The following is a 23,739-nucleotide window of genomic DNA, read 5'->3' as shown; positions in this document are numbered from 1 at the left end:
CAGTTTGTTGGAATAAGCGGGAGCCTGTGTGCTCCCGTTTTTTATGCTTCTCATTCAGAGTTGAATTAATGGTTATGTTATATTATAACATTCCATCTTTACGCACTGATTGAGGGTGATATTTTGGCGATTCATTTTGAAAAATTAGCAGTAGCTCTGGGAATGCTTCTGGTTAGCGGACACGCGCTTGCGCATGGGCACCATTCACATGGCGCACCGCTAACGGAGATGGAGCAAAAGGCGGCAGAAGGCGTTTTTGACGATAAAAACGTGAAGGACAGGGCGCTAACGGACTGGGACGGTATGTGGCAGTCTGTTTATCCGTATCTGGTAAGCGGGGAGCTTGATCCGGTATTTAAAAAGAAAGCGGAGAAAGATAACAGCAAAACGGCCGAGGAGATTAAGGCCTATTACCGTAAAGGCTACGCCACCAATGTGGATACTATCGGCATTGAGAATGGCGTCATGGAATTTCACACCGGTAATCAGGTTGAGTCCTGCCAATACGATTATGCCGGACACAAAATCCTGACCTACGCATCCGGTAAAAAAGGCGTTCGCTATCTGTTTGAGTGTAAAGATGCGAAGAGCAACGCGCCTAAATATGTGCAGTTCAGCGATCATATTATCGTGCCGCGTAAGTCGAGCCATTTCCATATCTTTATGGGGAACACTTCCCAGCAGGCATTGCTTGAAGAAATGGATAACTGGCCAACCTATTATCCGTACCAGCTGAAGGCCGAAGAGGTCGTCGACGAGATGTTGCACCACTAAGATGTTGTCATTATGGCGGGCCCGGCAGGACCCGCCATCGTGTTGCGACGGTGTCCCAAAAGAGCGATATCTGTCATAAGTAAGGCGCCTTTGCCGATAAATATCATGATATAACGCAACGCTATGATTTCCCTTCCCATCATTCAGTTCATTCGTTAGCATATTGTTTCGCAGTAAAGCGTATCTGTTTTTTTCAGGAAGAGGTTAACGTGTTCGCAGAGTATGGAGTTCTGAACTACTGGACGTATCTGGTTGGGGCCATTTTTATCGTGCTGGTGCCGGGGCCTAATACGATATTTGTGCTGAAAAACAGCGTCGGGCGAGGGATGAAAGGCGGGTATCTCGCCGCCAGCGGCGTGTTCATTGGCGATGCGGTGCTGATGTTTCTGGCGTACGCGGGCGTCGCAACATTAATAAAAACAACGCCGGTGCTGTTTAATATCGTTCGTTATCTCGGCGCTTTTTATCTGCTGTATCTTGGTGCGAAGATCCTTTACGCCACGCTCAAATCGAAAGGGAGCGAAGTGGCGCATGATGAGGTTCCGTTTGGCGCAATCTTTAAACGTGCCTTAATTCTGAGCCTGACCAATCCCAAAGCCATCCTTTTTTACGTTTCATTTTTCGTCCAGTTTATTGACGTCAATGCGCCGCACGCGGGGCTGTCATTTTTTATCCTGGCGACAACGCTTGAAGTGGTGAGCTTTTTCTATCTGAGCTTCCTGATTATTTCGGGCGCTTTTGTAACGCAGTACATTCGCACGAAAAAGAAACTGGCGAAGGTGGGGAATTCCCTTATCGGTTTGATTTTCGTTGGTTTTGCCGCACGTCTGGCGACGCTTCAGTCATAACGCCATCAGGCCCGCGCACTCTGTGGGCCTTCTGTTTTTACTTTTTGTTTAAAGATGATGCTCACCGCCACGCGCGACGGAAAAAATAACCAATAAATGGTATTTAAAACACATCTTATGAGGCGTACCCTTTTTACAGCAGCGATTCAGTAAGATCACTGGTTGTTACTGGAAGAGGGAATAAAATGCTTCAAATTCCACAAAATCATATCCATACACGCTCCACTCCGTTCTGGAATAAAGACACCGCGCCAGCCGGAATTTTCGAACGCCACCTTGATAAAGGAACCCGACCAGGGGTTTATCCTCGCCTGTCGGTTATGCAGGGGGCGGTCAAATATCTCGGATACGCAGATGAACACAGCCCGGAACCGGAAAAAGTGATGATCATTGAAGCCGGTCAGTTCGGCGTTTTTCCCCCGGAAAAATGGCACAACATCGAAGTGATGAGCGACGATACCTACTTTAACATCGACTTTTTTGTTGCACCGGAAGTGCTGATGGAAAGCGCCAGCCAACGAAAAGTCATTCATACCGGGAAGGAGTAAATCATGGGCAAAGCGACCTATACCGTTACCGTAACCAATAACAGCAACGGTGTTTCAGTTGATTATGAAACTGAAGCGCCGATGACACTGCTGGTCCCGGACGTTGCGGCAGAAGTGGTGAAAGATCTGGTGAACACCGTGCGCTCATACGACACCGAAAACGAGCACGACGTTTGCGGCTGGTGATCCCGTTCGGGAAGCCTGCGACCGCGATTTTTTAACCGTTACGCTAAACCGCACAGCGCTATCACGACGCTGGGCGGTTTTTTTTCGCCTGATATCAGCATGTACCTGACAACTGAAATTAATTGAAAAGAAATATTAAGGAAACCTTAAGAACATCGCATTGTTTGTTAATGCTCTGGCATTCATAAAATATATGATTGAGCATCAAACACTGAACAGAAAATGACCACCATGAAATTTGATACTCGATTAACCTCGTCGGCTCTCGTCCTTGCGCTTGTTGCGTTGGTTATTCCTTTCACTGCGAACTGGCACGTACCTCTGCTAAATGGCGTCGTGGTGTTATGGATTGAAAATGGGCAGGCGCTATGGCTACTGTTTGGTGCGCTATTTACCGCCTGGTATATCAGGCCGTTGTCTCGCCCTGACGGCGCAAAGCAGTTTTGGCTTTGGGCGGTGGTGTGGTGGCTGGTGTTATTAGGGCGAAGCACCAGCTGGGGGCGCGACTATTTTCCTGATCATCCCAAAATGATCTTCCGGGGGATCTCCGTCGTCCTGATCGCCGCGCTTGTGCTTCCGGTATTGATCTCAAAGACTTTGCGCCAGGAAATTGCGCGTCGGCTGCGTGAAGAATCCCTGCCGCTGTGGTTGCTAACTGTTACTGCCTGTGCGTTTTTAATTTCCGATACGGTGGAGCATCATCGGTTACTGGCGCCGCTGTTCCTGCACAGTAAGCAATACACCGATTTGATTGAAGAACTGTACGAATTGCCGTTCATGATCGGGCTTTTTTTGGTTACGCTGACGTTTATGAAACGCGATAAACAAGATGAATATATTGCGTTGCAGACGGCGGAACCGCAGCATGCGGAATATTGAGGTTCGCGGATGAAAACGCCCGGGTTCTTTTTCCCGAACCCGGGCTAACAAGCACAGCGCGGCTTATGCAATTGCCTCGCATAAACGCGACTTCATATCGCTGTACGATTGGGCAGCATGGTTTTCCGCCCAGCGTTGATCGGTAATGGCTTCGACCTTCACGGCGCAGTATTTGGTTTCAGGCGTTTTCGAAATCGGATCAAGATTATCCTGAGTCAGTTCATTACAGGCGCCTATCCACCATTGATAGGTCATATAGACCGTCCCCTGGTTAATGCGATCTGAAACATCGGCCCGGCTGATGACTTTACCGCGACGTGAACTCACCCACACCAGTTCGCGATGACGAATCCCCAGTTTTTCCGCGTCGTTCGTGTTGATTTGCACGTTGCCAGGTTCATCTGCCAGCGCCTGTAGCGCAGCACAGTTGCCGGTCATTGAGCGGCAGGAATAGTGTCCCACTTCGCGAACGGTACAGAGCACCATCGGGAACGCATCATCAGGAACTTCCGCCGGAACCCGCCACGGCGCGGCGAATAACTTGCCTTTGCCGCTGGGCGTATCAAACTGACTATGTGCGTAAAGATACGGCGTACCGGGGTGATCAAGATCCGGGCACGGCCACTGCACATGCCCCATATCGCCCATTTTTTCCCAGGTGACGCCGTAGAAAAGCGGACACAGTTCGCGCATCTCATCCCAGATGTGCTGGTTACTTTCATAATGCATCGGGTATCCCATTTCGGTCGCCAGCAGACTGATAATCTCCCAGTCGCGCTTCACATCTCCGGTGGGGTCGATGGCTTTTTCAAACCGCTGGAAGCCACGGTCGGCACAGGTGAAGACGCCGCCGTGTTCGCCCCATGAGGTCGCGGGCAGGAGAACATCCGCCATTTCTGCCGTTTTGGTCATGAAAATATCCTGCACCACGATAAAGTCCAGCGCCTCGAAACCGGCCCGCACCAGCCCCAGGTCGGCCTCGGTTTGCAGCGGATCTTCCCCCATGATGTAGTAGGCTTTAATTTTGCCTTCCATCGCCAGGTGTGGCACCTCGGTAATACGCGTGCCGACTTTGTCATCCATCAGGCTGGCATCGATTCCCCAGGCTTGCGCGAATTTCTCTCTGGCGGCTGCATCCGTCACGTCCTGGTAGCCGGGGAACTGGTTAGGCAGAACGCCCATATCGCACGCTCCCTGGACGTTGTTCTGACCGCGTACCGGGCCGACGCCGACGTCAGGACGCCCCAGATTGCCCGTCAGCAGCGCCAGGCTCGACAAACCGCGCACGACGTCGACAGCCTGACCAAACTGGGTCACGCCCATTCCCCACATGACCGTGGCGGAAGGGGCGGCGGCGAACGTTCGCATCGCCTGACGCACCTGCTGGGCAGGGACGCCGGTTAAATGTTCAACGGATTCCGGGGCGTAATCTTTTACGGTCTCCCGGTAGGCCTCCAGTCCTTCCGTGTGCTTTTGTACGTACTCCGTGTCGTAAAGGTGTTCATCAAGCAGAACGTAGCCAAAGGCGTTAACCAGCGCCATATTGCAGCCGTTGTTCAGTTGCAGGTGCTGATCGGCAATACGGGCGGTTTCAATGCGCCGGGGATCGCACACGATAATTTTGGCGCCGTTCTGCCTGGCCTTAATGACTCTGCGCGCGACAATAGGGTGAGAGTCTGCGCAGTTATAGCCGAAAATCAGCAGGCATTTGGAGTTCTCTATATCGCTGATGGAGTTACTCATCGCCCCATTACCCAGCGTCTCCTGCAACCCGGCGACGGAAGGGCCGTGGCATACGCGGGCGCAGCAATCGACATTGTTGGTATTGAGTACGGCGCGGGCGAATTTCTGCATGACGTAGTTGGTCTCATTCCCTGTCCCACGGGAAGAGCCCGTCGTCATAATGGCGCGGGACCCAAAGGTTTCTTTAATGGCGGATAAGCGTTGTGCGGTATAGCGGATTGCTTCATCCCAACTGACGGGGGTAAATTTTCCGCCTTTTTGATAGCGGATCATCGGGCGGGTCAGACGTGGCGTCAGAAGCCGCGTGTCGTTAAGGAAGTCCCAGCCATAGTAGCCTTTCAGGCATAACTGGTTCTGGTTGGTTACACCCTCTGCGCCTTCGGCACGGATAATTTTGTTATTTTCAACAACAAGCTTGAGCTTGCACCCGGCCCCACAGTACGGGCACACACTGGTGATTTTTTTCATCAATAACAGACCTGTTAAAAGCTGAAATAGCGCGAATTGTAGTCGAAGCCGACGCGCGACATGGCGCTGGCTTCGGTTTGTCGTAGCGACGGGCTGTTAAAGCACAAACCGTGCCAGAAACAGAAACTCAGGCGCGGCGGGGTTTGTCTGCGGAAAGATGAAGAAAATGACAGCGGATTCGTCATAAATGACGAGTAAACGTCAAAAAAAAGCCCGCACTCAGTGAGGCGGGCAAAAATACTGGAAGCAATGTGAGCAATGTCGTACTGAATACCTGAGTGATTTGCTCAACTATTCAGTAATGAGAAAGATAATCTTTATCATCTAAACTTGCAACCCCAACTTTTATGGGAGTAAAGAAAAAATAATAAAAGTGACATTTATCACAAATTTCAATTCTCTGATGATGTGCTATTCTTTTTAACGGCGAGTAAACCGCTAACGTACAAACATAAGTGAGGAAAAAATGGGCATTATTTCATGGATTATCTTTGGGCTTATTGCAGGTATTCTGGCGAAGTGGATTATGCCTGGTAAGGATGGCGGCGGGTTCTTCATGACGATCATCCTGGGGATCGTCGGTGCCGTGGTAGGGGGATGGATCAGCACGTTCTTCGGGTTTGGCAAAGTTGACGGCTTCAACTTTGGCAGCTTTGCCGTAGCGGTTATCGGCGCGATTGTCGTTCTGTTTATCTACAGAAAAATCAAAAGTTAAGCGAAGTAGTTCGTAAGACTAAAAGGCTACCGTTGGTGGCCTTTATTATTTTGATAAGCCCGTTACCACCAGCCCAGGTTGGTTCCTGCCACCGCGATAATCGCAATGCCAATCATGATGAGCGTCGTTTTCTTCATCGTTACGCCCCCGGCGTGGCGTAGCCGCCGATGAAAAACCATGCCAAAAAAGTCACCGCCGTAATGAAAATCACGACAGGAAAAATAATGCCTAATTTCATGCTATCACCCGTTCTCGTTATAGGAAGACGAGCAAGGATAGCAGGGCGTCGTGCGTGACAAAAGATGTTTTAACGTCACGCTTTTCATTCTGATACGCATCGCAAGAAAACATGGAGATACAACGGCAGGCGGGTTAACCTGTCGGGGTGTAATGTTAACGGGAGTTCATATGAGATTCATGTTTGTCGCGCTGCCGTGCGCGTTGGCGCTCTCCGCCTGTTCGTCGTCATCCCAGCCCGAGGCGCCGAAACCTCCGCAAATAGGTATGGCAAACCCGGCTGCCGTCTATTGCGAACAGAAGGGCGGTACGCGAGTGCCCGTTCAAAGTCCGCAAGGGGTACGCACGGAATGTAAACTGCCCGGCGGTGAAGTGATCGAAGAGTGGGATCTCTGGCGCAGAGATCATCCTGCCAGCGGTAAGTGACACCCGGCGCATCGCTTTGCGCGTACGCCGTGTTTTGGCGGATTTTGTGTGCGAATCACAATCCGCGTAGCCAGTCGGCCAGGACAAGTGCGTGATTCTGCTCTGTGTTCTTTGCCGCATATAGCAGGGTCAGCGTCTGCTGGCGGGCAATATCCGCCAGTCGTTTACCTTCCTGCTTCTGTTGGTCGAGTTCACTCCGGTATTGCGCAGTAAAATTCTTGAAATCAATCACTTCAGAGTGAAAGGCCTTGCGTAATTCAGATGAAGGCGTCAGCGTTTTATCCCACTCGTCAAAGGCCAGATCGGTTTTTTTGACCCCTCGCGGCCACAGCCTGTCAACCAGTACACGGTAGCCGTCGCTTTTTTCTGCCGGGTCGTAGACGCGTTTACACTGAATTTTCATCCTTTTCTCTCCTCAATCCAGGCCATGACTTCATTAATCTGATTGCCGGAAAATCGTGCCGCGTCATGCTGACGTAGCAGGCTGTTTCTGAAACGTAGAACGTCATCACTATAGCACTTCGAACCTCCTCAATTTAAGGGATTGTGATAACAGTAAAAGATCGGTAGTCTGAGGTTCCTTATGTTGTCCCTCATTGCATTGACATAAGGAACGCCTCATGGAACTTTCCCCTGTTAAAGACACGCTACGTATTGCGCTGGTGGGTGATTACAACCCCGATATCGTGGCGCACCAGGCCATACCCCTTGCTATTGATGATGCGGCCGCCGTGCTGGAGTTAATGGCGGACTATGACTGGCTGACGACGCCCGACATCAATAGTGACGAAGATTTGGTGGGCTATGATGCCATCTGGGTTGTTCCCGGCAGTCCCTATAAAAATACCGAAGGGGCACTGATTGCTATTCGCTATGCCCGTGAAAACAGCATTCCTTTTCTGGGAACCTGCGGCGGATTCCAGCACGCGATCCTCGAGTATGCCCGCAACGTGCTGGGCTGGCGCGATGCGGCGCACGCCGAAACTGATGCTTCCGGTCGGATGGTTATCGCCCCGTTGAGCTGCTCGCTGGTGGAAAAAACGGATGATATCGAACTGAGGGCGAATACGCTGGTCGCCAAAGCCTACGGGCAGGACGTTATCTCCGAAGGGTATCACTGCAACTACGGAGTATCAGAAGATTTTGCCGCTGAACTTGAGAATGGCGATTTGCGGGTTACCGGGTGGGATGAGGCGGGAGACATCCGTGCCGTGGAACTGGTAACGCATCCCTTTTTCGTTGGTACGCTTTTTCAACATGAACGTGGCGCGCTGGCGGGAAAACCCGTTCCCCTGGTACAGGCGATGTTGCGAGCCGCACGGGGATAAAAACAAGGGCAGGTCAATGCCTGCCCGTTCGGTTATTTTGCTGCGATCTCCCGATCGCGTCCGGCATAAAGGCCGAATATTGCCATCGCGACCGCCAGAACCGCCACGCCAATTAGCGGGATGTGCCAGTCGCCGTTGGCATCATGAATCTTACCCATCAACGGCGGCCCACATGCCGCCAGCAGATAGCCGACAGATTGCGCCATGCCCGAAAGCGCCGCCGCCTGGTGTGCGGAACTGGCGCGCAGCCCGATAAACGTCAGTCCCAAAATCATCGTCGCGCCAGAGCCAAACCCAAACAGAATCGTCCACAGCACCGCCTGTTCCGGCACAAACCAGAATCCGGCCGCGCCGAGAGCGCACATGAGCGATACCAGCGCGGCAATACTGCGCTGATCCTTGAACCGGTGCAGGATGAGCGGAATCAACAGTCCCGGCGCAGCCGTCGCCAGTTGCAGCAGACCGTGTAGCGATCCGGCCTGCGCTTCACTGTAGCCGTGGCTGATTAAAATCGCGGGCAGCCAGCCGATGATAACGTAATAGATAAGCGAGTTAATGCCGAGGAATAAGGTGACTTGCCAGGCGAGGGAGGATCGCCAGATGCCGCGCGAGTGTAGCGCGCGGGAGTTGCTCAGGTTGGCGGTAGCCGTGTTGCGCCACTGCGGCAGCCAGATAAGAAAGGCCAGCAGGGGAAACAGCATCAGCATTAACAGCGCGCCGCGCCAGCCAAAGCCATGCAACGCCAGCGGTACGACCATTGCCGAACCCACCGCCGCTGCGGCGCCCATCGTCAATGAATAGGCGCCGGTCAGTTTTGCCACATGCTGCGAATAATCGCGTTTAATCAGCCCAGGGAGCAGCACGTTTCCCAGCGCGATACCGCAACCAATAATGGCTGTGCCGGTAAACAGGAAGCTGGCAGAAGGTAGCGAGCGCACGGCAATACCAAAGCAAATCAACAGCATGGCGGCAAACAGGCTGCGTTCCATGCCGAACCGGCGCGCAATGTTTGCCGCCAGCGGAGAGACCAGCGCGAAAGCCAGCAAGGGAAGCGTGGTCAGGAGGCCCGTTTGTGCGGTAGTTAGCCCGTAATCCGCACGAATCGTCTCCAGTAACGGCGCAGCGCCAGTGAAGGTAACGCGCAGCGTCGTCGCAATCATCAGAATACCGGCAATCAGTAATGCACCGTTTTTGCCGCGTAATGAAGGGGAAATAGTCATTGTTTTCTCATATCAACAGGCGAGGCGATACCTTACCGTTTTTACTCTCTGGATCAATCAAGCTAAAATGACAGTTTATCGCTAAAATCGGACAATATGATGATTGGCCTGAGACTGGATGGCTACGAGCCTGACCTTCACCATGATGCGGCTGTGGCCTTTTGCATTCGCGCTCGCGAAGATGAGCTTTTCAGTCCGCTGCATCACCATCGAAAAGGGCAACTGATCCTGGCGCTGCATGGCGCTATTACCTGCGAGGTAGAAAGCGCCATGTGGATGGTGCCGCCACAGTATGCGGTATGGGTTCCCGGCGAAATTCCCCACAGTAACCACGTCACGGCGGGGGCGGAATTATGTTTTCTGTTTATTGAGCCGGATGCGGTCGTGATGCCGGGTCGCTGCTGTACGCTAAAAATAACGCCATTGTGTCGGGAGCTGATTCTGGCGCTTGCCGCGAGAACGGATATTCAGCGTACCGAGCCAATGACGCAGCGCCTGACACAGGTCTTGTTTGATGAGCTTCCGCAACAACCACAGGAGCAGATGCAGCTTCCGGTTTCCGGGCATCCCAAAATACGTCAAATGGTGGAGACGATGGCGCGTGAACCAGCCCGCTGGCAAACGCTGGGGCAGTGGGCGAGCCTGTTCGCCATGAGCGAACGCAATCTTGCCCGACTGGTGGTAAAGGAAACCGGCCTGAGCTTTCGTCGCTGGCGTCACCAGTTGCAGCTTATTCTGGCGTTGCAGGCGCTGATTGACGGACACAGCGTGCAGCATGTCGCCCAAACGCTGGGTTATGATTCAACGACCGCGTTTATCACCATGTTTAAAAAGGGGCTGGGGCAAACGCCAGGCCGTTATCTGGCCGGGCTTACTGCTTCCCAATAATCAGCGACACCAGGCCTGCGGCAATGAGCGGGCCGACCGGCACGCCCCGGAACAGCGCAACGCCCAGTACCGTCCCCACCAGTAAACCCGCGACCAGCTGTGGCTGGCTTCCCATCAGCGTAACGCCGCGCCCGCCCAGCCAGGAGACGAAGACGCCAATGGCGATGGCAACCAGTGATTTCCAGTTGACGAAGGAGTGAATGAGCGTAGAGGGAGGCAGCGAACCGCTGGCGATCGGCGCCATGACGCCGATAGTCAGGATAATGATCCCGACGGTCAGCCCCTGTTTCTCAATCCACGGGAAAAACGTATTGAGTGGGGTAACGCGGACAATGATCAACACCAGAATTGAAACGGCGACAGTGGTGTTATGGCTGATAAAGCCCAGCGCTGCCAGTCCAAGCAGGATCAGCAGAGTGACATCAAACATCGTGGTTTCCTTGCCAGAGAAAGATAAGCCTGCTTACTGTACGCGTAAATACGTGAGTGAACAGGCTTTTTTATCAATAACGGTACATTTTCAGGCGAATGCCTGAGGCGAATTTTCCGGGCAGGTCAGGCTTGCTGTCATTAAATTGCCATTAATTCGATTTATCAATAACAGGTGAGCCGTTTTCTCTGTCGCAACGGGGTGAAACCATGAACGATCATATGCTGATTGAAACGCTGATCATTACCTCATCATTTTTCGCTATTGCCGCGGTGATTGTGATTTCCGTACTGGTGCTGGAAAGACGTTTCTGAGCCGTTATTGCGCTCGGCGAAAGTTGACCAGTTCCGGCTGCGCAATGCGCAGGTAATCGTCGGTATTCATAATGACTGATTTTTCCAGCACGCCGGCGTTAAACGCGATTTCGTTGAAGCGCTCGAACAACAGCGGATCGGCCACCAGCTTCAGGTTAGGGTGGAAGCTAAAAGGGGGAATCGCGCCAAAGACGCAGCCGGTCAGCGCATCCACCTCGGCAGGGCTGGCAAGTGAAGCTCTTAGTCCGCCGAGATGGTTTGCGAGTTGGGTGAGATCGGCCTGCTGGTCAGCGGAAAGGATCGCCAGGACATGTTGATTGACGCCATTGCCTTTCACTTTACACACCAGCGCTTTTGCCCCTTGGCCCAGTGCGGTGCCGCGAATTTCCGAAACCGCTTCGCACTTACCGACCGCCTCGTGGCTGAGTACACGATAAGTGGCGCCTTCCTGCGATAAAAGGGTAATCAAACGCTGGTGAGCCGTGATCCCCTTAGCGACTTCATTCATCATTCACTCCCAATATTGCGATGAAGTTTCAACGGCAAAAGGGTATCACAAACGTGCATGATTTTGTTGTTTGTTGAGATAGAGTTGCTCATCAGAGGCCTTGTATGCATCCTGGATCGTATCCTCAGGTTGCATATGATAAAGTCCAGCGGAAAAACTAATCGCCTTATCTGGCGCGATGATTCGCAACTTATTGGCAATACGCTCAGGTAAAGTTGTTGCCGGTACAACTGAATCGATAAGAATTACACAAAATTCATCACCTCCCAGTCTTATTGCGTAATCTGTTTTACGCACCGATGCTTCAATGGCTTTTGCCAGCAATGTAATTGTGCGATCGCCTTCCTGATGCCCCTGCGTGTCGTTAATGACTTTCAACCTATCCAGATCGATGGCGATAAACGTCACGGAGGTGCCTGTGTTGACCAGTCGCTGCAAACGCTGTTCAAGCTGCGGTGTCAGGATCTTACGGTTATAGAGGCCGGTCATTGCATCGCTGATATTTTCACGATTAACATTATGGTAAAGGCGAAAATGCATTCTGACCATGTTCAGTAACGTAGCGGTAACGAGCAGGTAAAAGGCGAACAGTTTCCATGATGAGACAATAAAATACAGGATGTCGAGAGATAATGTGACACGGATTCCGCCTGGCAGATCGTGAACATAATTAACATAATTAAAGAGGTTATTTTCGCTCTGATGGACAATGATTTTTTTCTCTGAATTCAGGTCGAACAGAGTCGCGTCCAGATAGCGCCAGACCAGTGGACGATCCTGAGTGTAAAAAATATTCTTCAGGTTATCCTGGTTAATATCCACCATTACTATGCCTTTTAACTTTCCATGTAGATAAACGGGAGTTAAAAAACTCATCACATTTTTTTCCGTAAGATCGTCCTGATAAATGCTTGAGAGCACTGTTCGCCCTGTGAATTGACCATCAATATCGTTATGGTTGATTCCCAGCGTTCCTTTTCGCAGAAAAGACCAGTGGTGCATAAAAAATTGTCTGGAGTCAATCAGGTTATAAAAATAGACGTAGCGTTTTTTAATATCCAGATAGTAGTGGAATTTATCTTCTACAGTGCCCAGCCCTTTACCATAATCCTTCTGGTTACGATTCGCCGCCACCGCCTGATCAAAAGCGAACAACAGAGGAGCGTCGTCAGCTACGATCGCGCAGCTTGCCTCGGCGGTTTGCAGTGTTCCATGTAGCGATGGGTTATTATGAGTGGTGAGATTGATGCCGTGGGTATTGCTGTCTGTTTCAAATCCGCGGCATAACGCATATTGTTGTTCATCGGATGGTGGTGTTTTGGGCTCCGTGAACGTGCGCATTAAATGAGCTGCAATGCTCTGATTCTGGTACTTGTCATACAAAAATGAAGAGTCTGCCTTTTCGATGATATAGCCCATATAGGCATTCATCGCCCTGTCACTGGCGATCAATTCATAAGCCAGAAAAGAGGACGTCAGTACAATGACGCTTGCGGAGATAAAGAGCCTGAGCGCTTTATGATGCAATTTCATGATGAATAACAGTTTTCAAAGGGCGACGCTTCAGTTTATCACAGTGGCGATGTTCTCTCTAACAGCGCCTTCGTCCTCTTTTGTGCTGTGAAATAAAAATCATTCTCATACTTCCCCTTTTTCTCTTAATGTTGTATTTATAATGCAACTTATCAGGAAGGAGGTGCGCGATGAGTGCGAATGAAAAAGCGGGCCATACATTTTTAGCAAGCCTGGGCAAAACCCGTCTGCGTCCGGGCGGCATTGAGGCGACGGAGTGGCTGTTCAGCCAGTCTCAGCTGACGCCGGGCAGCCAGGTGCTGGAAGTGGCATGCAATATGGCGACGACCGCCATTGAGTTGGTGCAACGTTTTGGTTGTTCGGTCTACGCTATCGATATGGATAAAAACGCGCTGGCAAACGCGCGGAACAATGTTGCGGCGCACGGGCTGGAAAATCACATCCATGTCATGGCCGCCAATGCCAACAGCTTACCCTTTGCCGATAACAGTTTTGATGTCGTGATTAACGAGGCCATGCTCACCATGTATGCCGACAAAGCGAAAGCAAAGCTGATCGGTGAATATTATCGGGTTCTGAAGCCGGGTGGCCGTCTCTTAACGCACGATATTATGCTGACCAGCCAGAAGCTGGCGGAAGGTGAGCAGAACCAGCTTCAGCATGTGGTGAAATCGAATGTAAGCCCAATGACCAAACAAGGCTGGCGCGATCTGTTGCTGGATTCCGGGTTTGAGCAGGTTTTACAGCAGAACGGTGAAATGTCGCTGATGTCTCCGCGAGGGTTGATTCGCGATGAAGGGCTGAAAGGGGCGCTTAAAATTGTTTATAACGGGCTGTGCATCCGTGATAATCGCAGCCGTTTTATCAAGATGTTTCGCTTCTTTAAATCACAGCGCCATCAGTTGAATTACATTGCCTGCTGTTCGATTAAGGGGAAATAAAGAAAAGCCAGAACACGGTTCTGGCTTTTTACTGACCTGACGGACTGATTTCTAGTCTTTACTTGTCGTACTTTGTTTCTGGAACAGTTCACGGAAGACCGGATAAATATCATCCTGGTCGCGGATATGCTGCATCGCAAAGTTATCAAAGGTCGATTGTAGATGCTCATATTCGCGCCATAAGGTCTGGTGGGCGCGGCGGGTGATTTCGATATAGCTGTAATAGCGCACCACCGGCAGCAGTTTTTTCGCCAGAATCTCATGACACAGCGGAGAGTCATCTGCCCAGTTATCGCCATCCGAAGCCTGCGCCGCGTAGATATTCCACTGCGCCGGGTCGTAGCGATCTTTCACTACCTCATCCATCAATTTCAGGGCGCTGGAGACGATAGTGCCCCCGGTTTCCTGGGAGTAGAAGAACTCATGCTCATCCACCTCTTTTGCCTGCGTATGGTGGCGGATATAGACCACTTCAACGTTCTTATAGGTTCGGCTGAGGAACAGGTAGAGCAGGATATAAAAACGTTTGGCCATATCTTTGGTGGCCTGATCCATCGAACCGGATACGTCCATCAGGCAGAACATCACGGCCTGGCTGGAAGGGTCAGGGCGCTTTTCATAATTTTTGTAGCGTAAATCAAAGGTGTCGATAAAGGGGACACGGTCGATTTTTGCCCGCAGTTCGGCAATCTCTTTACGTAGCCGCTCCTCTTCCAGCAACTGCGCGGGTTCGCTTTTGGTGATGATGTCCAGGTCGTCCTCAAGCGCGCGCAGCTCCCGACGTTTACCCGCAGTCATCGCCGTGCGGCGCGCCAGAGAGTTTTGCAGGGAACGCACCACGCTGATGTTGGCCGGAACGCCGTTGGAGGTAAAACCCGCGCGGTGGGTTTTATACTCAGTAAGCTGCCGTTGCTGATTTTTTTTCAGGTTAGGCAGCGCTAAATCTTCAAAGAGCAGATCCAGATACTCATCTTTGGAAATCTGAAAGACGAATTCATCCTGACCCTCACCATCCTGACTGGCCTGGCCTTGCCCACTCCCGGAACCACCGCCGCCACCTTGTGGACGCTCAATGCGATCGTTCTGTACGAAATGATCGTTGCCGGGGTGTACGCGATGGCGCAAGCCGCCCCGTCCCTGATGAAACATCGGTTCGCTGATGTCATCTGTCGGGATTGAGACGGACTCGCCGCTCTCTACATCGGTCACCGAACGTTTATTAATGGCCTCGGAGATCGACTGTTTAATTTGCGCTTTATAACGGCGTAAGAAGCGCTGGCGGTTCACCATGCTCTTGTTTTTACCGTTAAGACGCCGGTCAATAAACCAGGTCATAAGCCCCCCGTACTGCATTTGCCAACTTACGCTTCATCCTTCAAGTTGTCTCTGCGTTGGCTGTATTCGCTCACCCCAGTCACGTACTTATGTACGCTCCTGGGGATTCACTCATTTGCCGCCTTGATACCTCTTGAATGATTTCGCGTACAAAAGAATTGTTGGCCCGGTAAACGGATAAAATTTTCCGGGCCATTTATGCTGTTAAGACGATTTACGTACGCGCAGATACCATTCGCACAGCAGGCGAACCTGCTTACGGGTATAACCTTTCTCCATCATGCGGTCGACAAAATCGTCGTGTTTTTTCTGCTCGTCGGTTGAGGTTTTCGCGTTAAACGAAATCACCGGCAGCAGTTCCTCGGTATTCGAGAACATTTTCTTCTCAATAACCGTGCGCAGTTTTTCGTAACTGGTCCAGTTTGGATTGCGACCGCTGTTATTCGCTCTGGCACGCAGAACGAAGTTGACTATCTCGTTACGGAAATCTTTCGGGTTGCTGATGCCCGCCGGTTTTTCGATTTTCTCCAGTTCAGCGTTCAGTGACTCGCGGTCAAAGAGCTGGCCGGTATCCGGGTCGCGGTATTCCTGATCCTGAATCCAGAAATCCGCATAGGTGACATAACGATCAAAAATGTTCTGTCCGTACTCGGAATAGGATTCCAGATAGGCGGTCTGGATCTCTTTGCCAATAAACTCGGCGTATTTCGGGATCAGATAACCTTTCAGGAACTCCAGATAGCGTTCAGCCAGTTCCTGCGGGAACTGTTCGCGCTCGATTTGCTGCTCCAGTACGTAGAACAAATGCACCGGGTTGGCGGCCACTTCGGCATGGTCAAAGTTAAACACGCGGGAGAGGATCTTAAATGCGAAACGCGTGGACAGACCATTCATCCCTTCATCGACGCCGGCGTAGTCCCGGTATTCCTGATAGGACTTCGCTTTCGGGTCGGTATCTTTCAGGCTTTCGCCATCATAGACGCGCATTTTCGAGTAGATGCTCGAATTTTCCGGCTCTTTCAGACGAGAAAGAATCGAGAAACGCGACAGGGTTTCCAGCGTACCCGGCGCGCATGGCGCATGAGTCAGCTCACTGTGATTCAGCAGCTTCTCGTAGATTTTGATCTCTTCGGAAATGCGTAAGCAATACGGTACCTTCACGATGTAAACACGGTCGAGGAAGGCTTCGTTATTTTTGTTGTTGCGGAAAGTCACCCATTCGGATTCGTTCGAGTGGGCAAGAATAATACCGTTAAACGGCAGGGCGGAGATACCTTCCGTCCCGTTGTAGTTACCTTCCTGAGTGGCGGTCAGCAGAGGATGCAGCACTTTAATCGGTGCTTTAAACATCTCGACGAACTCCATGATCCCCTGGTTAGCGCGGCACAACGCGCCGGAATAGCCATAGGCATCCGGGTCGTTTTGCGCGTGGTGTTCGAGTTTACGAATATCCACCTTGCCGACCAGCGCGGAAATATCCTGGTTGTTTTCATCGCCGGGTTCTGTTTTGGCGATAGCAATCTGTTCCAGAATGGACGGCCAGACTTTGATGACGCGGAATTTGGTAATATCCCCGCCGAACTCATGCAGACGTTTCGCGGCCCACGGCGACATAATGGTGCCGAGATAGCGGCGCGGAATGCCGTACTCTTTTTCCAGAATCTGCGCGTCCTCCTGCGGATTAAACAGGCATAACGGGTGATCGTTTACCGGACTACGCTCACCGTTGGCGCTCAGAACATAAATAGGCACATGCTGCATCAAAGATTTCAGTCGCTCGGCCAGCGACGATTTACCGCCCCCTACAGGCCCCAACAGATACAGGATCTGTTTCTTCTCTTCCAGCCCCTGAGCCGCGTGTTTCAGATAAGAGACAATCTGTTCAATCGCGTCTTCCATGCCGTAAAACTCTTCGAATGCGGGATAGCGAGCGATGACCCGGTTCGAAAAGAGTCGAGAAAGTCGAGGTTCCTGGGCAGTATCGACCATGACAGGCTCACCAATAGCCATCAGTAGCCGCTCTGCCGCGTTGGCATAAGCACTGCGATCTTGCCGACAAGTGGTAAGAAACTCCTGCAGTGTGAACTCTTCGTCCTTGGCAGCTTCATAGCGCTGGCGATAGTGATCGAATATATTCATGGTATGCCGTCCTTTCGTTTTTTAGCACATGGTAAGAGCCGTTCATATGAATAGTAGAGGCTCCCGGAAGAGGTAACTGAACGACGTCTCTACTGATAAACAGCAACTCTCATGCCACAACGCAGAGCAAGAGATCAACGTGCCCGGTGATACACCTTCTTAAAATTAAGCGTAGATGGCATTTGCAAAACTTGCCTGTGCGCATAAATGAATTTCAATGGCATATCAATAACTCATCCGCTAAAAGTGCATGGTTATGTAAAGAAAAGAGATGAAAGTCATCCCGCGTTCATCCGACTGCAAGCAAACTGTCATCCACTATTGAGAAATTAACCGGTTACAGAGAGTGAAACGAATAAGTAAAATAGTTGGGTTGAAACGTATTGGCAGTTACACTTTTGGCGCTAAACATTTGAATAAGGAATATGGATTGTGACCAAACTCAAACTTCTGGCATTTGGCGTGCTTATCGCCACATCAGCTGGCGTAGCGCAAGCTGAAAACGACTTGACGCTGGGCGCTGGCGTTGGTGTGGTTGAACATCCTTACAAAGATTACGATGCTGATGTGTATCCGGTGCCGGTTATCAACTATGAAAGTGATAACTTCTGGTTCCGGGGGCTGGGCGGCGGATACTACCTGTGGAACGACAAAGCGGATAAATTGTCGATTACCGCGTACTGGTCTCCGCTGTACTTTAAGCCGGGCGACAGCGACGATCGCCGACTGCGCGAACTCGACAAGCGTAAGAGCACCATGATGGCGGGCCTGTCTTACATCCACAATACCGAATACGGTTTCCTGCGCACCACGCTGGCGGGCGATACGCTGGATAACAGCAACGGCATCGTGTGGGATCTGGCCTGGTTGTACCGCTATACCAATGGCGCGCTGACGCTGACGCCGGGTATTGGCGTGCAGTGGAACAGCGAAAACCAGAACGAATACTACTATGGCGTTTCGCGCAAAGAGTCCTCGCGCAGCGGCCTGCGTAGCTACGATCCAGAAAGCGGCTGGAACCCGTACCTGGAAATCAGCGCTAACTACAACTTCCTCGGGGACTGGAGCGTTTACGGTACAGCGCGTTATACCCGTTTGTCGGATGAAGTGACCGACAGCCCGATGGTTGATAAATCCTGGACCGGCCTAATCTCAACCGGGATCACCTATAAGTTCTGATTGTGCATTTTTACAGTGCAATTCGTGCATCAAAACAGGGCGCTTGCGCTCTGTTTTGCTTTACGGTGGTGCATTGATGGGGAGGATGCGATGACAGGACGTGGTACATGGGTGAGAATGCCAGCGCAGAGATGTACGCAGACAGCTGCTCCGACAGGTTGCAGGCCGGATAAGATGCGTCAGCATCGTCATCCGGCATCAGTCAACCCTTAACGTTTTGCGACGCGAATTGTTTGCACCAGGCGAGACGGTTTTTCTTCGCTGGCTTTTTGCGGCGCGGTGGCGTAAGCCGTTTCCACACAGACAAAGGTTTTGTAGCCATCATCCGGCATGTCGCCCATGCTGGCGGCGAGTGCCGGGCCAGGGTTCCATCCCACAACGTTAATGTTGTGATGGTGGATGACGTCAATGTTGCGGTTCAGCGCATCATCATGGATAACGCTACAGGCTTCCGGGTTCAGGTAAACGCGGTCAGTACGATCCGGGAACGTCTGGACGCCGTCTGCCAGCACATCTTCTTTGGCGTCGTTCACTTTATCAATGAAACGGTCGCCAAGGCCGCTGACCTTAACTGCGGCGATATCGCCGACGTTAAAGTAGGTGTGCAGGGCAGACGTGGTTTCGAATTCGCCGTGGGCTTCCAGTTCGATCTCACAGGTTTTACCCACTTTGAAGCGCGCAAGCAGGGTGAAATCGTGCGGCCAGTACTGGCGAGTCGCCTCACTGCTCTGTAGTTCAAATGTCAGTACCGCGCCGTTGTCGTCTTCGTTGTGGGCTTTCAGCGCCCACGGCAGGTTACGGGCAAAGCCGTGAGACGGCAGACCCTGCTGCGCAGAGGGGCCAAACCACGGCCAGCAGATCGGTACGCCGCCACGCAGCGCAACGCCTGTTTTAAACGGCGTGTTGTTGCTCAGCCACAGCACTTCTTCGGCGCCTGCTGGTTTCCAGGAGAGCAAATGTGCGCCCTGGAGTGCAAAAGACGCCTTAACTTGCGGGTGATCGACGACGATCACGTCAAGCTCGTCGAGCTGGCGGCGGGAGAGGACAGGGGTAATTTGTTCGATGACCGGGAGAGCGAAAATTGTGTTAATCATGATGCAATCCTTGGAGTTGAAAACTCTTAGCCATAAAAAAAGGCGACCGGAGGTCGCCTTTTGGGATCAATTTCTCATCTCAACTTATTTGGAGATGTGAGCAATCAGATCCAGAACTTTGTTGGAGTAGCCGGTTTCGTTGTCGTACCAGGAGACCAGTTTCACGAAGTTGTCGTTCAGCGCGATACCTGCTTTAGCATCGAACACGGAAGTGCACACTTCGCCGTTGAAATCGGTAGAGACTACGTCGTCTTCGGTGTAACCCAGAACGCCTTTCATCGGGCCTTCGGAAGCAGCTTTGATCGCTTTCTTAATGTCTTCGTAAGAAGCCGCTTTTTCCAGACGAACGGTCAGGTCAACAACGGATACGTTCGGAGTCGGAACGCGGAACGCCATACCAGTCAGTTTGCCGTTCAGTTCCGGCAGCACTTTACCTACCGCTTTAGCAGCACCGGTAGAGGACGGGATGATGTTCTGAGCCGCGCCACGGCCGCCGCGCCAGTCTTTGTGAGACGGGCCGTCAACGGTTTTCTGAGTAGCGGTGGTCGCGTGAACGGTGGTCATCAGACCTTCGATGATGCCGAAGTTGTCGTTGATAACTTTAGCCAGCGGCGCCAGGCAGTTAGTGGTGCAGGATGCGTTGGAAACGATGTCCTGGCCTTCGTATTTGTCAAAGTTAGCGCCTTTAACAAACATCGGAGTGTTGTCTTTGGACGGACCTGTCAGAACCACTTTTTTCGCGCCAGCAGTGATGTGCTTACGTGCGGTTTCGTCAGTCAGGAAGATACCGGTAGCTTCAGCAACTACGTCAACACCAACTTCGTCCCATTTCAGGTTAGCCGGATCACGTTCAGCGGTAACACGGATTTTTTTACCGTTAACGATCAGATGACCGTCTTTCACTTCAACGGTGCCATCGAAACGACCGTGAGTGGAGTCATATTTCAGCATGTAAGCCATGTATTCAGCGTCTAACAGATCGTTGATTGCAACAATCTCAATGTCAGAACGTTTCTGAGCAGCACGGAAAACAATGCGACCGATACGGCCAAAACCGTTGATACCTACTTTGATAGTCATATATTCCACCAGCTATTTGTTAGTGAATAAAAGGTTGCCTGTAAAATTACAAAAACCTTACGCAGCGTCAAGCGGAATCGTGTCAATCATTGCGACAAATCAATCCTCTGTACAAGCTTTGCACGGCTGACTCGCCTCACTCTTCCTTTCGGCTTGAAACCACATGGGGGCGGCGCCCCGAATTTTAAAGGGCAACTGAGATAAAAACGTGATTCCGATCACGATTCATAAGCTGCCATTTCGCAAGGATCAAGTTTAGAACAAAAGTTCACACTGGGGTGTTAATGTTTTGTTAGAATCGGTCACGCAATGTGAGTATGGCTAAAGCGAGATGTGAGCAAATGGCTAATCAACCCTCTGCGGAAGATCTGAAAAAAAAGTTGTCCGAAATGCAATTCTACGTGACGCAGAATCACGGTACGGAACCGCCATTTACCGGGCGTTTGCTGCATAATAAGCGTGATGGCGTCTACCACTGTCTGGTCTGCGACGCGCCGCTGTTTCATTCCCAAACCAAGTATGATTCCGGCTGCGGCTGGCCGAGCTTTTACGAGCCGGTCAGTGAAGAATCTATCCGTTACATTAAGGACTTTTCCCACGGGATGCAGCGTATAGAAATTCGCTGCGGCAACTGTGATGCGCACCTGGGACATGTCTTTTCGGATGGCCCACAGCCGACGGGTGAGCGTTATTGCGTCAATTCGGCCTCATTAAGCTTCACCGATGATGAAAACGGCGAACAAACTAAGGGCTGAAAAAACGATTCAGCAAATTATTCCACAGGAGCGGACTTATCATGAATCTTGATGAGATGATCGACAGCATGACGCCGGAAGTTTATCAGCGCTTATCTACCGCCGTTGAGCTGGGAAAATGGCCGGACGGCGTTGCGCTGACGCCGGAGCAAAAAGAGAACAGCATGCAACTGGTGATGCTCTGGCAGGCGCGGCACAATACCGACGCGCAGCATATGACCATTGATACCAACGGTCAGATGGTGATGAAAAGTAAGCAGCAGTTGAAAGAGGATTTTGGCATTGCGCCAAAATCGATTGCGACGCTGAAACTGTAATGTAGCCTTTTTTGTTGGTAGCCTGATGGCGCTTCGCTTATCAGGCCTACAAAGCGATAACCAGTAGGCCTGATAAGCGAAGCGCCATCAGGCAGTAAGAACACCTAACCCTGCGTCTCTTCCCAGTCTGCCAGCGTATACAGCGTGGCGCCGGCGGCCGCCATCTCCATAAAGGCGTGCGCGCTGTCCTGCGGCTGAATATTCACACCACGGCAGCCATCGGTAATCACATTCACCGTATAACCCAGTTGCAGCGCATCCAGCACGGTAAACTTCACGCAGTAATCGGTCGCCAGCCCCATCACGATCAGCGTCTGTACGCCGTTCTCCCGAAGCCAGGCGTCCAGGGCGGTTTTCTGGCGGCGTCCGTTATCAAAAAAGGCGCTGTAGCTGTCCACCTGCGGATTCTCGCCTTTATGGAAAACCGCGTCGATGGCGTTCTGCCTGAGCAGGGGATGCAGGGCCGCGCCGTCGCTATTTTGTACGCAGTGATCGGGCCAGAAGGTTTGCGCTAAACCGTCCAGTTGTCCCTGGCTGTAGGGCTGCGCCTGATGCTGGCTGGCGAAACTGCCGTGTCCGGCAGGATGCCAGTCCTGGCTGGCGATCACTGTGTCGCCGCGCGCTTTACACCAGGCGATAAGACGGTTTGCTACGTCCACGGTGCTGTCACCTTCAGGGACGGCCAGCGCGCCGCCGGCGCAAAAATCATTCTGCAAATCAACCAGCAGTAAGGCCCGGGTCGTCATGAAAAGCTCCTTATTCGTCTGGCGTCAGTTCACCGCGCAGATTTTGCGTCATCGCGGTACGAATGGTCTGTGTATCCAGATTCTGGCTTAACAAGTAGTGCAGCTTAGTCAGCGTTGCTTCAACGGTCATATCCGCGCCGCCGATCACGCCCGCATGCGCCAGCGCGTTGCCGGTGGCATACCCACCCATATTCACCTTGCCGGACATGCATTGCGTCAGGTTAACCACCACGATACCGCGTGAACTCGCATCCTCCAGTTCTTTGAGGAACTCTTTGTTCTGCGGCGCGTTACCGACGCCGTAAGAACGCAGGATCAGCGCTTTTACCGGCTGGCGCAGGAAGTTACGCACCACTTCGGCAGAAATTCCCGGATAAATGGTGACGACGCCAATAGGCTGCGGCGTGATTGGGTGAACAATCAGCTCGCCTTCGCCGTGCGGCGCGGGCGGCGTACTTAAGCGACGGATATGAATTCCGGCTTCCAGTAGCGGCTGAAGGTTGGGGGAGGCGAACGCGTCAAAGCCATCGGCATGCGCTTTTGTCGTGCGGTTGCCGCGAAACAGCCGATTATTGAAAAAGAGGGTGACCTCATTGATGGGGTAATTCGCGGCGACATACAGGGCATTCAGCAGATTAATCTGCCCATCGGAGCGCAGTTCCGCTAGCGGAATTTGTGACCCTGTCACAATTACCGGCTTACCCAGATTCTCCAGCATGAAGGAGAGCGCCGAGGCGGTAAACGCCATCGTGTCCGTGCCGTGGAGGATGACAAAGCCGTCATAGTCGGCGTAACGCGCTTTGATGTCTTCTGCGATATGCTGCCAGTCTTCCGGCGTCATATCGGATGAGTCCATCAGCGGGGCATATTCATGAATGGTGAAGTCCGGCATTTCCGGGCGGTGAAATTCGGGCATCAGCGCCAGCTGGCGCTGGAGATGGCCTGATACTGGAATGTAACCCTGTTCCGAGCGCTGCATACCAATCGTACCGCCGGTATAGGCAACGTAAATCGATTTCTTCTGCATGGCAATGTTCTTACGAAGTGAAGTCTCTTATATTGCCGGAGGCGGTTGCGCCTTATCCGGCCTACAAATTACGCGAAACTC

Annotated in this window: 26 protein-coding genes and 1 pseudogene; 14 read left to right on the top strand and 13 right to left on the bottom strand. The window is 51.9% G+C overall.

Features of this window, described 5'->3' with window-relative positions; all coding sequences use genetic code 11:
- Window positions 1-123 precede the first annotated feature (123 nt).
- The 5 genes from zinT to OGX81_RS15770 all read left to right on the top strand — a co-directional run bounded on the left by zinT (window position 124) and on the right by OGX81_RS15770 (window position 3,235).
- A complete protein-coding gene (gene zinT / locus OGX81_RS15790; RefSeq protein WP_104868748.1) occupies window positions 124-774 on the top strand; it encodes a metal-binding protein ZinT in 651 nt (216 codons plus the stop codon).
- 209 nt (window positions 775-983) lie between these two features.
- Entirely contained in the window at window positions 984-1,622 is a 639-nt protein-coding gene (leuE, locus tag OGX81_RS15785; protein WP_012132690.1) for a leucine efflux protein LeuE, read from the top strand.
- A 185-nt stretch (window positions 1,623-1,807) separates the two neighbouring features.
- Window positions 1,808-2,170 (top strand): DUF1971 domain-containing protein YeaR, encoded by a 363-nt coding sequence (gene yeaR, locus OGX81_RS15780; RefSeq protein WP_024130400.1) that lies wholly within the window; start codon window positions 1,808-1,810, stop codon window positions 2,168-2,170.
- Window positions 2,171-2,173: 3 nt separating this feature from the next.
- A complete protein-coding gene (locus OGX81_RS15775) occupies window positions 2,174-2,356 on the top strand; it encodes a DUF1869 domain-containing protein (protein WP_012132688.1) in 183 nt (60 codons plus the stop codon).
- Between the two features lie 231 nt (window positions 2,357-2,587).
- Window positions 2,588-3,235, top strand: coding sequence for a hypothetical protein (locus OGX81_RS15770; RefSeq protein WP_058669016.1), 648 nt, complete (start codon window positions 2,588-2,590; stop codon window positions 3,233-3,235).
- 63 nt (window positions 3,236-3,298) lie between these two features.
- On the opposite strand, the gene fdhF is transcribed toward OGX81_RS15770, so the two are convergent.
- Entirely contained in the window at window positions 3,299-5,446 is a 2,148-nt protein-coding gene (fdhF, locus tag OGX81_RS15765; RefSeq protein ID WP_104868747.1) for a formate dehydrogenase subunit alpha, read from the bottom strand.
- A gap of 466 nt (window positions 5,447-5,912) precedes the next feature.
- On the opposite strand from fdhF, the gene OGX81_RS15760 reads away from it, so the two are divergent.
- Window positions 5,913-6,161, top strand: a complete 249-nt coding sequence (locus OGX81_RS15760; protein WP_012132684.1) for a GlsB/YeaQ/YmgE family stress response membrane protein — start codon at window positions 5,913-5,915, stop codon at window positions 6,159-6,161.
- 139 nt (window positions 6,162-6,300) lie between these two features.
- Here the strand turns inward: OGX81_RS15760 and OGX81_RS15755 are convergent, their stop codons facing one another.
- Window positions 6,301-6,399 carry a YoaK family small membrane protein gene (locus OGX81_RS15755; protein ID WP_024130398.1) on the bottom strand — a complete coding sequence of 33 codons (99 nt, stop codon included), beginning with the start codon at window positions 6,397-6,399 and terminating at the stop codon, window positions 6,301-6,303.
- A 170-nt stretch (window positions 6,400-6,569) separates the two neighbouring features.
- Between OGX81_RS15755 and OGX81_RS15750 the strand changes: the two genes are divergently transcribed.
- The gene (locus tag OGX81_RS15750; RefSeq protein WP_024130397.1) at window positions 6,570-6,824 is read left to right on the top strand and encodes a putative hemolysin; all 255 of its coding nucleotides are present in this window, start codon (window positions 6,570-6,572) and stop codon (window positions 6,822-6,824) included.
- Window positions 6,825-6,879: 55 nt separating this feature from the next.
- On the opposite strand, the gene OGX81_RS15745 is transcribed toward OGX81_RS15750, so the two are convergent.
- Window positions 6,880-7,227 (bottom strand): DUF488 domain-containing protein, encoded by a 348-nt coding sequence (locus OGX81_RS15745; protein ID WP_104868746.1) that lies wholly within the window; start codon window positions 7,225-7,227, stop codon window positions 6,880-6,882.
- 217 nt (window positions 7,228-7,444) lie between these two features.
- Here OGX81_RS15745 and OGX81_RS15740 point away from each other — a divergent pair, with 217 nt between their 5' ends.
- A complete protein-coding gene (locus OGX81_RS15740; protein ID WP_012132680.1) occupies window positions 7,445-8,152 on the top strand; it encodes a CTP synthase C-terminal region-related (seleno)protein in 708 nt (235 codons plus the stop codon).
- Between the two features lie 32 nt (window positions 8,153-8,184).
- Here OGX81_RS15740 and OGX81_RS15735 read toward each other — a convergent pair whose 3' ends face one another.
- Complete coding sequence (locus OGX81_RS15735; RefSeq protein ID WP_012132679.1) at window positions 8,185-9,372, bottom strand: CynX/NimT family MFS transporter; 1,188 nt, start codon at window positions 9,370-9,372, stop codon at window positions 8,185-8,187.
- A 99-nt stretch (window positions 9,373-9,471) separates the two neighbouring features.
- Between OGX81_RS15735 and OGX81_RS15730 the strand changes: the two are divergent.
- Window positions 9,472-10,261: pseudogene (locus OGX81_RS15730) on the top strand (AraC family transcriptional regulator); the annotation flags it as partial.
- Here the strand turns inward: OGX81_RS15730 and OGX81_RS15725 are convergent.
- Window positions 10,244-10,690 carry a DUF441 domain-containing protein gene (locus OGX81_RS15725; RefSeq protein ID WP_012132677.1) on the bottom strand — a complete coding sequence of 149 codons (447 nt, stop codon included), beginning with the start codon at window positions 10,688-10,690 and terminating at the stop codon, window positions 10,244-10,246. The pseudogene OGX81_RS15730 and the gene OGX81_RS15725 overlap by 18 nt on opposite strands.
- Window positions 10,691-10,899: 209 nt before the next feature.
- Between OGX81_RS15725 and yoaI the strand changes: the two genes are divergently transcribed.
- The gene (gene yoaI / locus OGX81_RS15720; RefSeq protein ID WP_096753847.1) at window positions 10,900-11,004 is read left to right on the top strand and encodes a small membrane protein YoaI; all 105 of its coding nucleotides are present in this window, start codon (window positions 10,900-10,902) and stop codon (window positions 11,002-11,004) included.
- A 4-nt stretch (window positions 11,005-11,008) separates the two neighbouring features.
- On the opposite strand, the gene OGX81_RS15715 is transcribed toward yoaI, so the two are convergent.
- Both OGX81_RS15715 and dgcJ read right to left on the bottom strand, forming a co-directional pair.
- Window positions 11,009-11,512: a YbaK/prolyl-tRNA synthetase associated domain-containing protein gene (locus tag OGX81_RS15715; RefSeq protein WP_104869138.1), complete on the bottom strand. Its 504-nt coding sequence runs from the start codon at window positions 11,510-11,512 to the stop codon at window positions 11,009-11,011.
- Window positions 11,513-11,557: 45 nt separating this feature from the next.
- Window positions 11,558-13,045, bottom strand: a complete 1,488-nt coding sequence (gene dgcJ / locus OGX81_RS15710; protein WP_104868745.1) for a diguanylate cyclase DgcJ — start codon at window positions 13,043-13,045, stop codon at window positions 11,558-11,560.
- Between the two features lie 170 nt (window positions 13,046-13,215).
- Between dgcJ and OGX81_RS15705 the strand changes: the two genes are divergently transcribed.
- Window positions 13,216-13,986 (top strand): class I SAM-dependent methyltransferase, encoded by a 771-nt coding sequence (locus OGX81_RS15705; protein ID WP_104868744.1) that lies wholly within the window; start codon window positions 13,216-13,218, stop codon window positions 13,984-13,986.
- Between the two features lie 51 nt (window positions 13,987-14,037).
- On the opposite strand, the gene OGX81_RS15700 is transcribed toward OGX81_RS15705, so the two are convergent.
- Window positions 14,038-15,321, bottom strand: a complete 1,284-nt coding sequence (locus OGX81_RS15700; RefSeq protein WP_058669020.1) for a YeaH/YhbH family protein — start codon at window positions 15,319-15,321, stop codon at window positions 14,038-14,040.
- Between the two features lie 204 nt (window positions 15,322-15,525).
- A complete protein-coding gene (yeaG, locus tag OGX81_RS15695) occupies window positions 15,526-17,460 on the bottom strand; it encodes a protein kinase YeaG (RefSeq protein ID WP_012132672.1) in 1,935 nt (644 codons plus the stop codon).
- A 432-nt stretch (window positions 17,461-17,892) separates the two neighbouring features.
- Between yeaG and OGX81_RS15690 the strand changes: the two genes are divergently transcribed.
- Entirely contained in the window at window positions 17,893-18,639 is a 747-nt protein-coding gene (locus OGX81_RS15690) for a MipA/OmpV family protein (RefSeq protein WP_012132670.1), read from the top strand.
- A 209-nt stretch (window positions 18,640-18,848) separates the two neighbouring features.
- On the opposite strand, the gene OGX81_RS15685 is transcribed toward OGX81_RS15690, so the two are convergent.
- Both OGX81_RS15685 and gapA read right to left on the bottom strand, forming a co-directional pair.
- Window positions 18,849-19,733, bottom strand: a complete 885-nt coding sequence (locus OGX81_RS15685; RefSeq protein WP_047457434.1) for a D-hexose-6-phosphate mutarotase — start codon at window positions 19,731-19,733, stop codon at window positions 18,849-18,851.
- Between the two features lie 84 nt (window positions 19,734-19,817).
- Window positions 19,818-20,813, bottom strand: coding sequence for a glyceraldehyde-3-phosphate dehydrogenase (gene gapA / locus OGX81_RS15680; RefSeq protein WP_012132666.1), 996 nt, complete (start codon window positions 20,811-20,813; stop codon window positions 19,818-19,820).
- A 341-nt stretch (window positions 20,814-21,154) separates the two neighbouring features.
- On the opposite strand from gapA, the gene msrB reads away from it, so the two are divergent.
- Window positions 21,155-21,568, top strand: a complete 414-nt coding sequence (gene msrB / locus OGX81_RS15675; RefSeq protein WP_047457431.1) for a peptide-methionine (R)-S-oxide reductase MsrB — start codon at window positions 21,155-21,157, stop codon at window positions 21,566-21,568.
- A 41-nt stretch (window positions 21,569-21,609) separates the two neighbouring features.
- Window positions 21,610-21,885 carry a YeaC family protein gene (locus tag OGX81_RS15670; protein ID WP_012132664.1) on the top strand — a complete coding sequence of 92 codons (276 nt, stop codon included), beginning with the start codon at window positions 21,610-21,612 and terminating at the stop codon, window positions 21,883-21,885.
- Window positions 21,886-21,989: 104 nt separating this feature from the next.
- Here OGX81_RS15670 and pncA read toward each other — a convergent pair whose 3' ends face one another.
- Complete coding sequence (gene pncA, locus OGX81_RS15665; protein WP_047457428.1) at window positions 21,990-22,631, bottom strand: bifunctional nicotinamidase/pyrazinamidase; 642 nt, start codon at window positions 22,629-22,631, stop codon at window positions 21,990-21,992.
- A gap of 10 nt (window positions 22,632-22,641) precedes the next feature.
- A complete protein-coding gene (ansA, locus tag OGX81_RS15660) occupies window positions 22,642-23,658 on the bottom strand; it encodes an asparaginase (protein WP_049008792.1) in 1,017 nt (338 codons plus the stop codon).
- Between the last annotated feature and the right edge of the window lie 81 nt (window positions 23,659-23,739).

This window comes from Citrobacter sp. CK206, from assembly GCF_030333125.1.
Lineage (GTDB): Bacteria > Pseudomonadota > Gammaproteobacteria > Enterobacterales > Enterobacteriaceae > Citrobacter_B > Citrobacter_B koseri.
Note: the sequence above shows the minus strand (reverse complement) of the source record. Positions and strands in the feature narration are given on the sequence as shown.

Coding starts and splice junctions, on each gene's coding strand:
- yeaR (WP_024130400.1), top strand. CDS start 1,808: ATGCTTCAAATTCCACAAAATCATATCCATACACGCTCCACTCCGTTC.
- OGX81_RS15775 (WP_012132688.1), top strand. CDS start 2,174: ATGGGCAAAGCGACCTATACCGTTACCGTAACCAATAACAGCAACGGT.
- OGX81_RS15770 (WP_058669016.1), top strand. CDS start 2,588: ATGAAATTTGATACTCGATTAACCTCGTCGGCTCTCGTCCTTGCGCTT.
- fdhF (WP_104868747.1), bottom strand. CDS start 5,446: ATGAAAAAAATCACCAGTGTGTGCCCGTACTGTGGGGCCGGGTGCAAG.
- OGX81_RS15760 (WP_012132684.1), top strand. CDS start 5,913: ATGGGCATTATTTCATGGATTATCTTTGGGCTTATTGCAGGTATTCTG.
- OGX81_RS15755 (WP_024130398.1), bottom strand. CDS start 6,399: ATGAAATTAGGCATTATTTTTCCTGTCGTGATTTTCATTACGGCGGTG.
- OGX81_RS15750 (WP_024130397.1), top strand. CDS start 6,570: ATGAGATTCATGTTTGTCGCGCTGCCGTGCGCGTTGGCGCTCTCCGCC.
- OGX81_RS15745 (WP_104868746.1), bottom strand. CDS start 7,227: ATGAAAATTCAGTGTAAACGCGTCTACGACCCGGCAGAAAAAAGCGAC.
- OGX81_RS15740 (WP_012132680.1), top strand. CDS start 7,445: ATGGAACTTTCCCCTGTTAAAGACACGCTACGTATTGCGCTGGTGGGT.
- OGX81_RS15735 (WP_012132679.1), bottom strand. CDS start 9,372: ATGACTATTTCCCCTTCATTACGCGGCAAAAACGGTGCATTACTGATT.
- OGX81_RS15725 (WP_012132677.1), bottom strand. CDS start 10,690: ATGTTTGATGTCACTCTGCTGATCCTGCTTGGACTGGCAGCGCTGGGC.
- yoaI (WP_096753847.1), top strand. CDS start 10,900: ATGAACGATCATATGCTGATTGAAACGCTGATCATTACCTCATCATTT.
- OGX81_RS15715 (WP_104869138.1), bottom strand. CDS start 11,512: ATGAATGAAGTCGCTAAGGGGATCACGGCTCACCAGCGTTTGATTACC.
- dgcJ (WP_104868745.1), bottom strand. CDS start 13,045: ATGAAATTGCATCATAAAGCGCTCAGGCTCTTTATCTCCGCAAGCGTC.
- OGX81_RS15705 (WP_104868744.1), top strand. CDS start 13,216: ATGAGTGCGAATGAAAAAGCGGGCCATACATTTTTAGCAAGCCTGGGC.
- OGX81_RS15700 (WP_058669020.1), bottom strand. CDS start 15,321: ATGACCTGGTTTATTGACCGGCGTCTTAACGGTAAAAACAAGAGCATG.
- yeaG (WP_012132672.1), bottom strand. CDS start 17,460: ATGAATATATTCGATCACTATCGCCAGCGCTATGAAGCTGCCAAGGAC.
- OGX81_RS15685 (WP_047457434.1), bottom strand. CDS start 19,733: ATGATTAACACAATTTTCGCTCTCCCGGTCATCGAACAAATTACCCCT.
- gapA (WP_012132666.1), bottom strand. CDS start 20,813: ATGACTATCAAAGTAGGTATCAACGGTTTTGGCCGTATCGGTCGCATT.
- msrB (WP_047457431.1), top strand. CDS start 21,155: ATGGCTAATCAACCCTCTGCGGAAGATCTGAAAAAAAAGTTGTCCGAA.
- OGX81_RS15670 (WP_012132664.1), top strand. CDS start 21,610: ATGAATCTTGATGAGATGATCGACAGCATGACGCCGGAAGTTTATCAG.
- pncA (WP_047457428.1), bottom strand. CDS start 22,631: ATGACGACCCGGGCCTTACTGCTGGTTGATTTGCAGAATGATTTTTGC.
- ansA (WP_049008792.1), bottom strand. CDS start 23,658: ATGCAGAAGAAATCGATTTACGTTGCCTATACCGGCGGTACGATTGGT.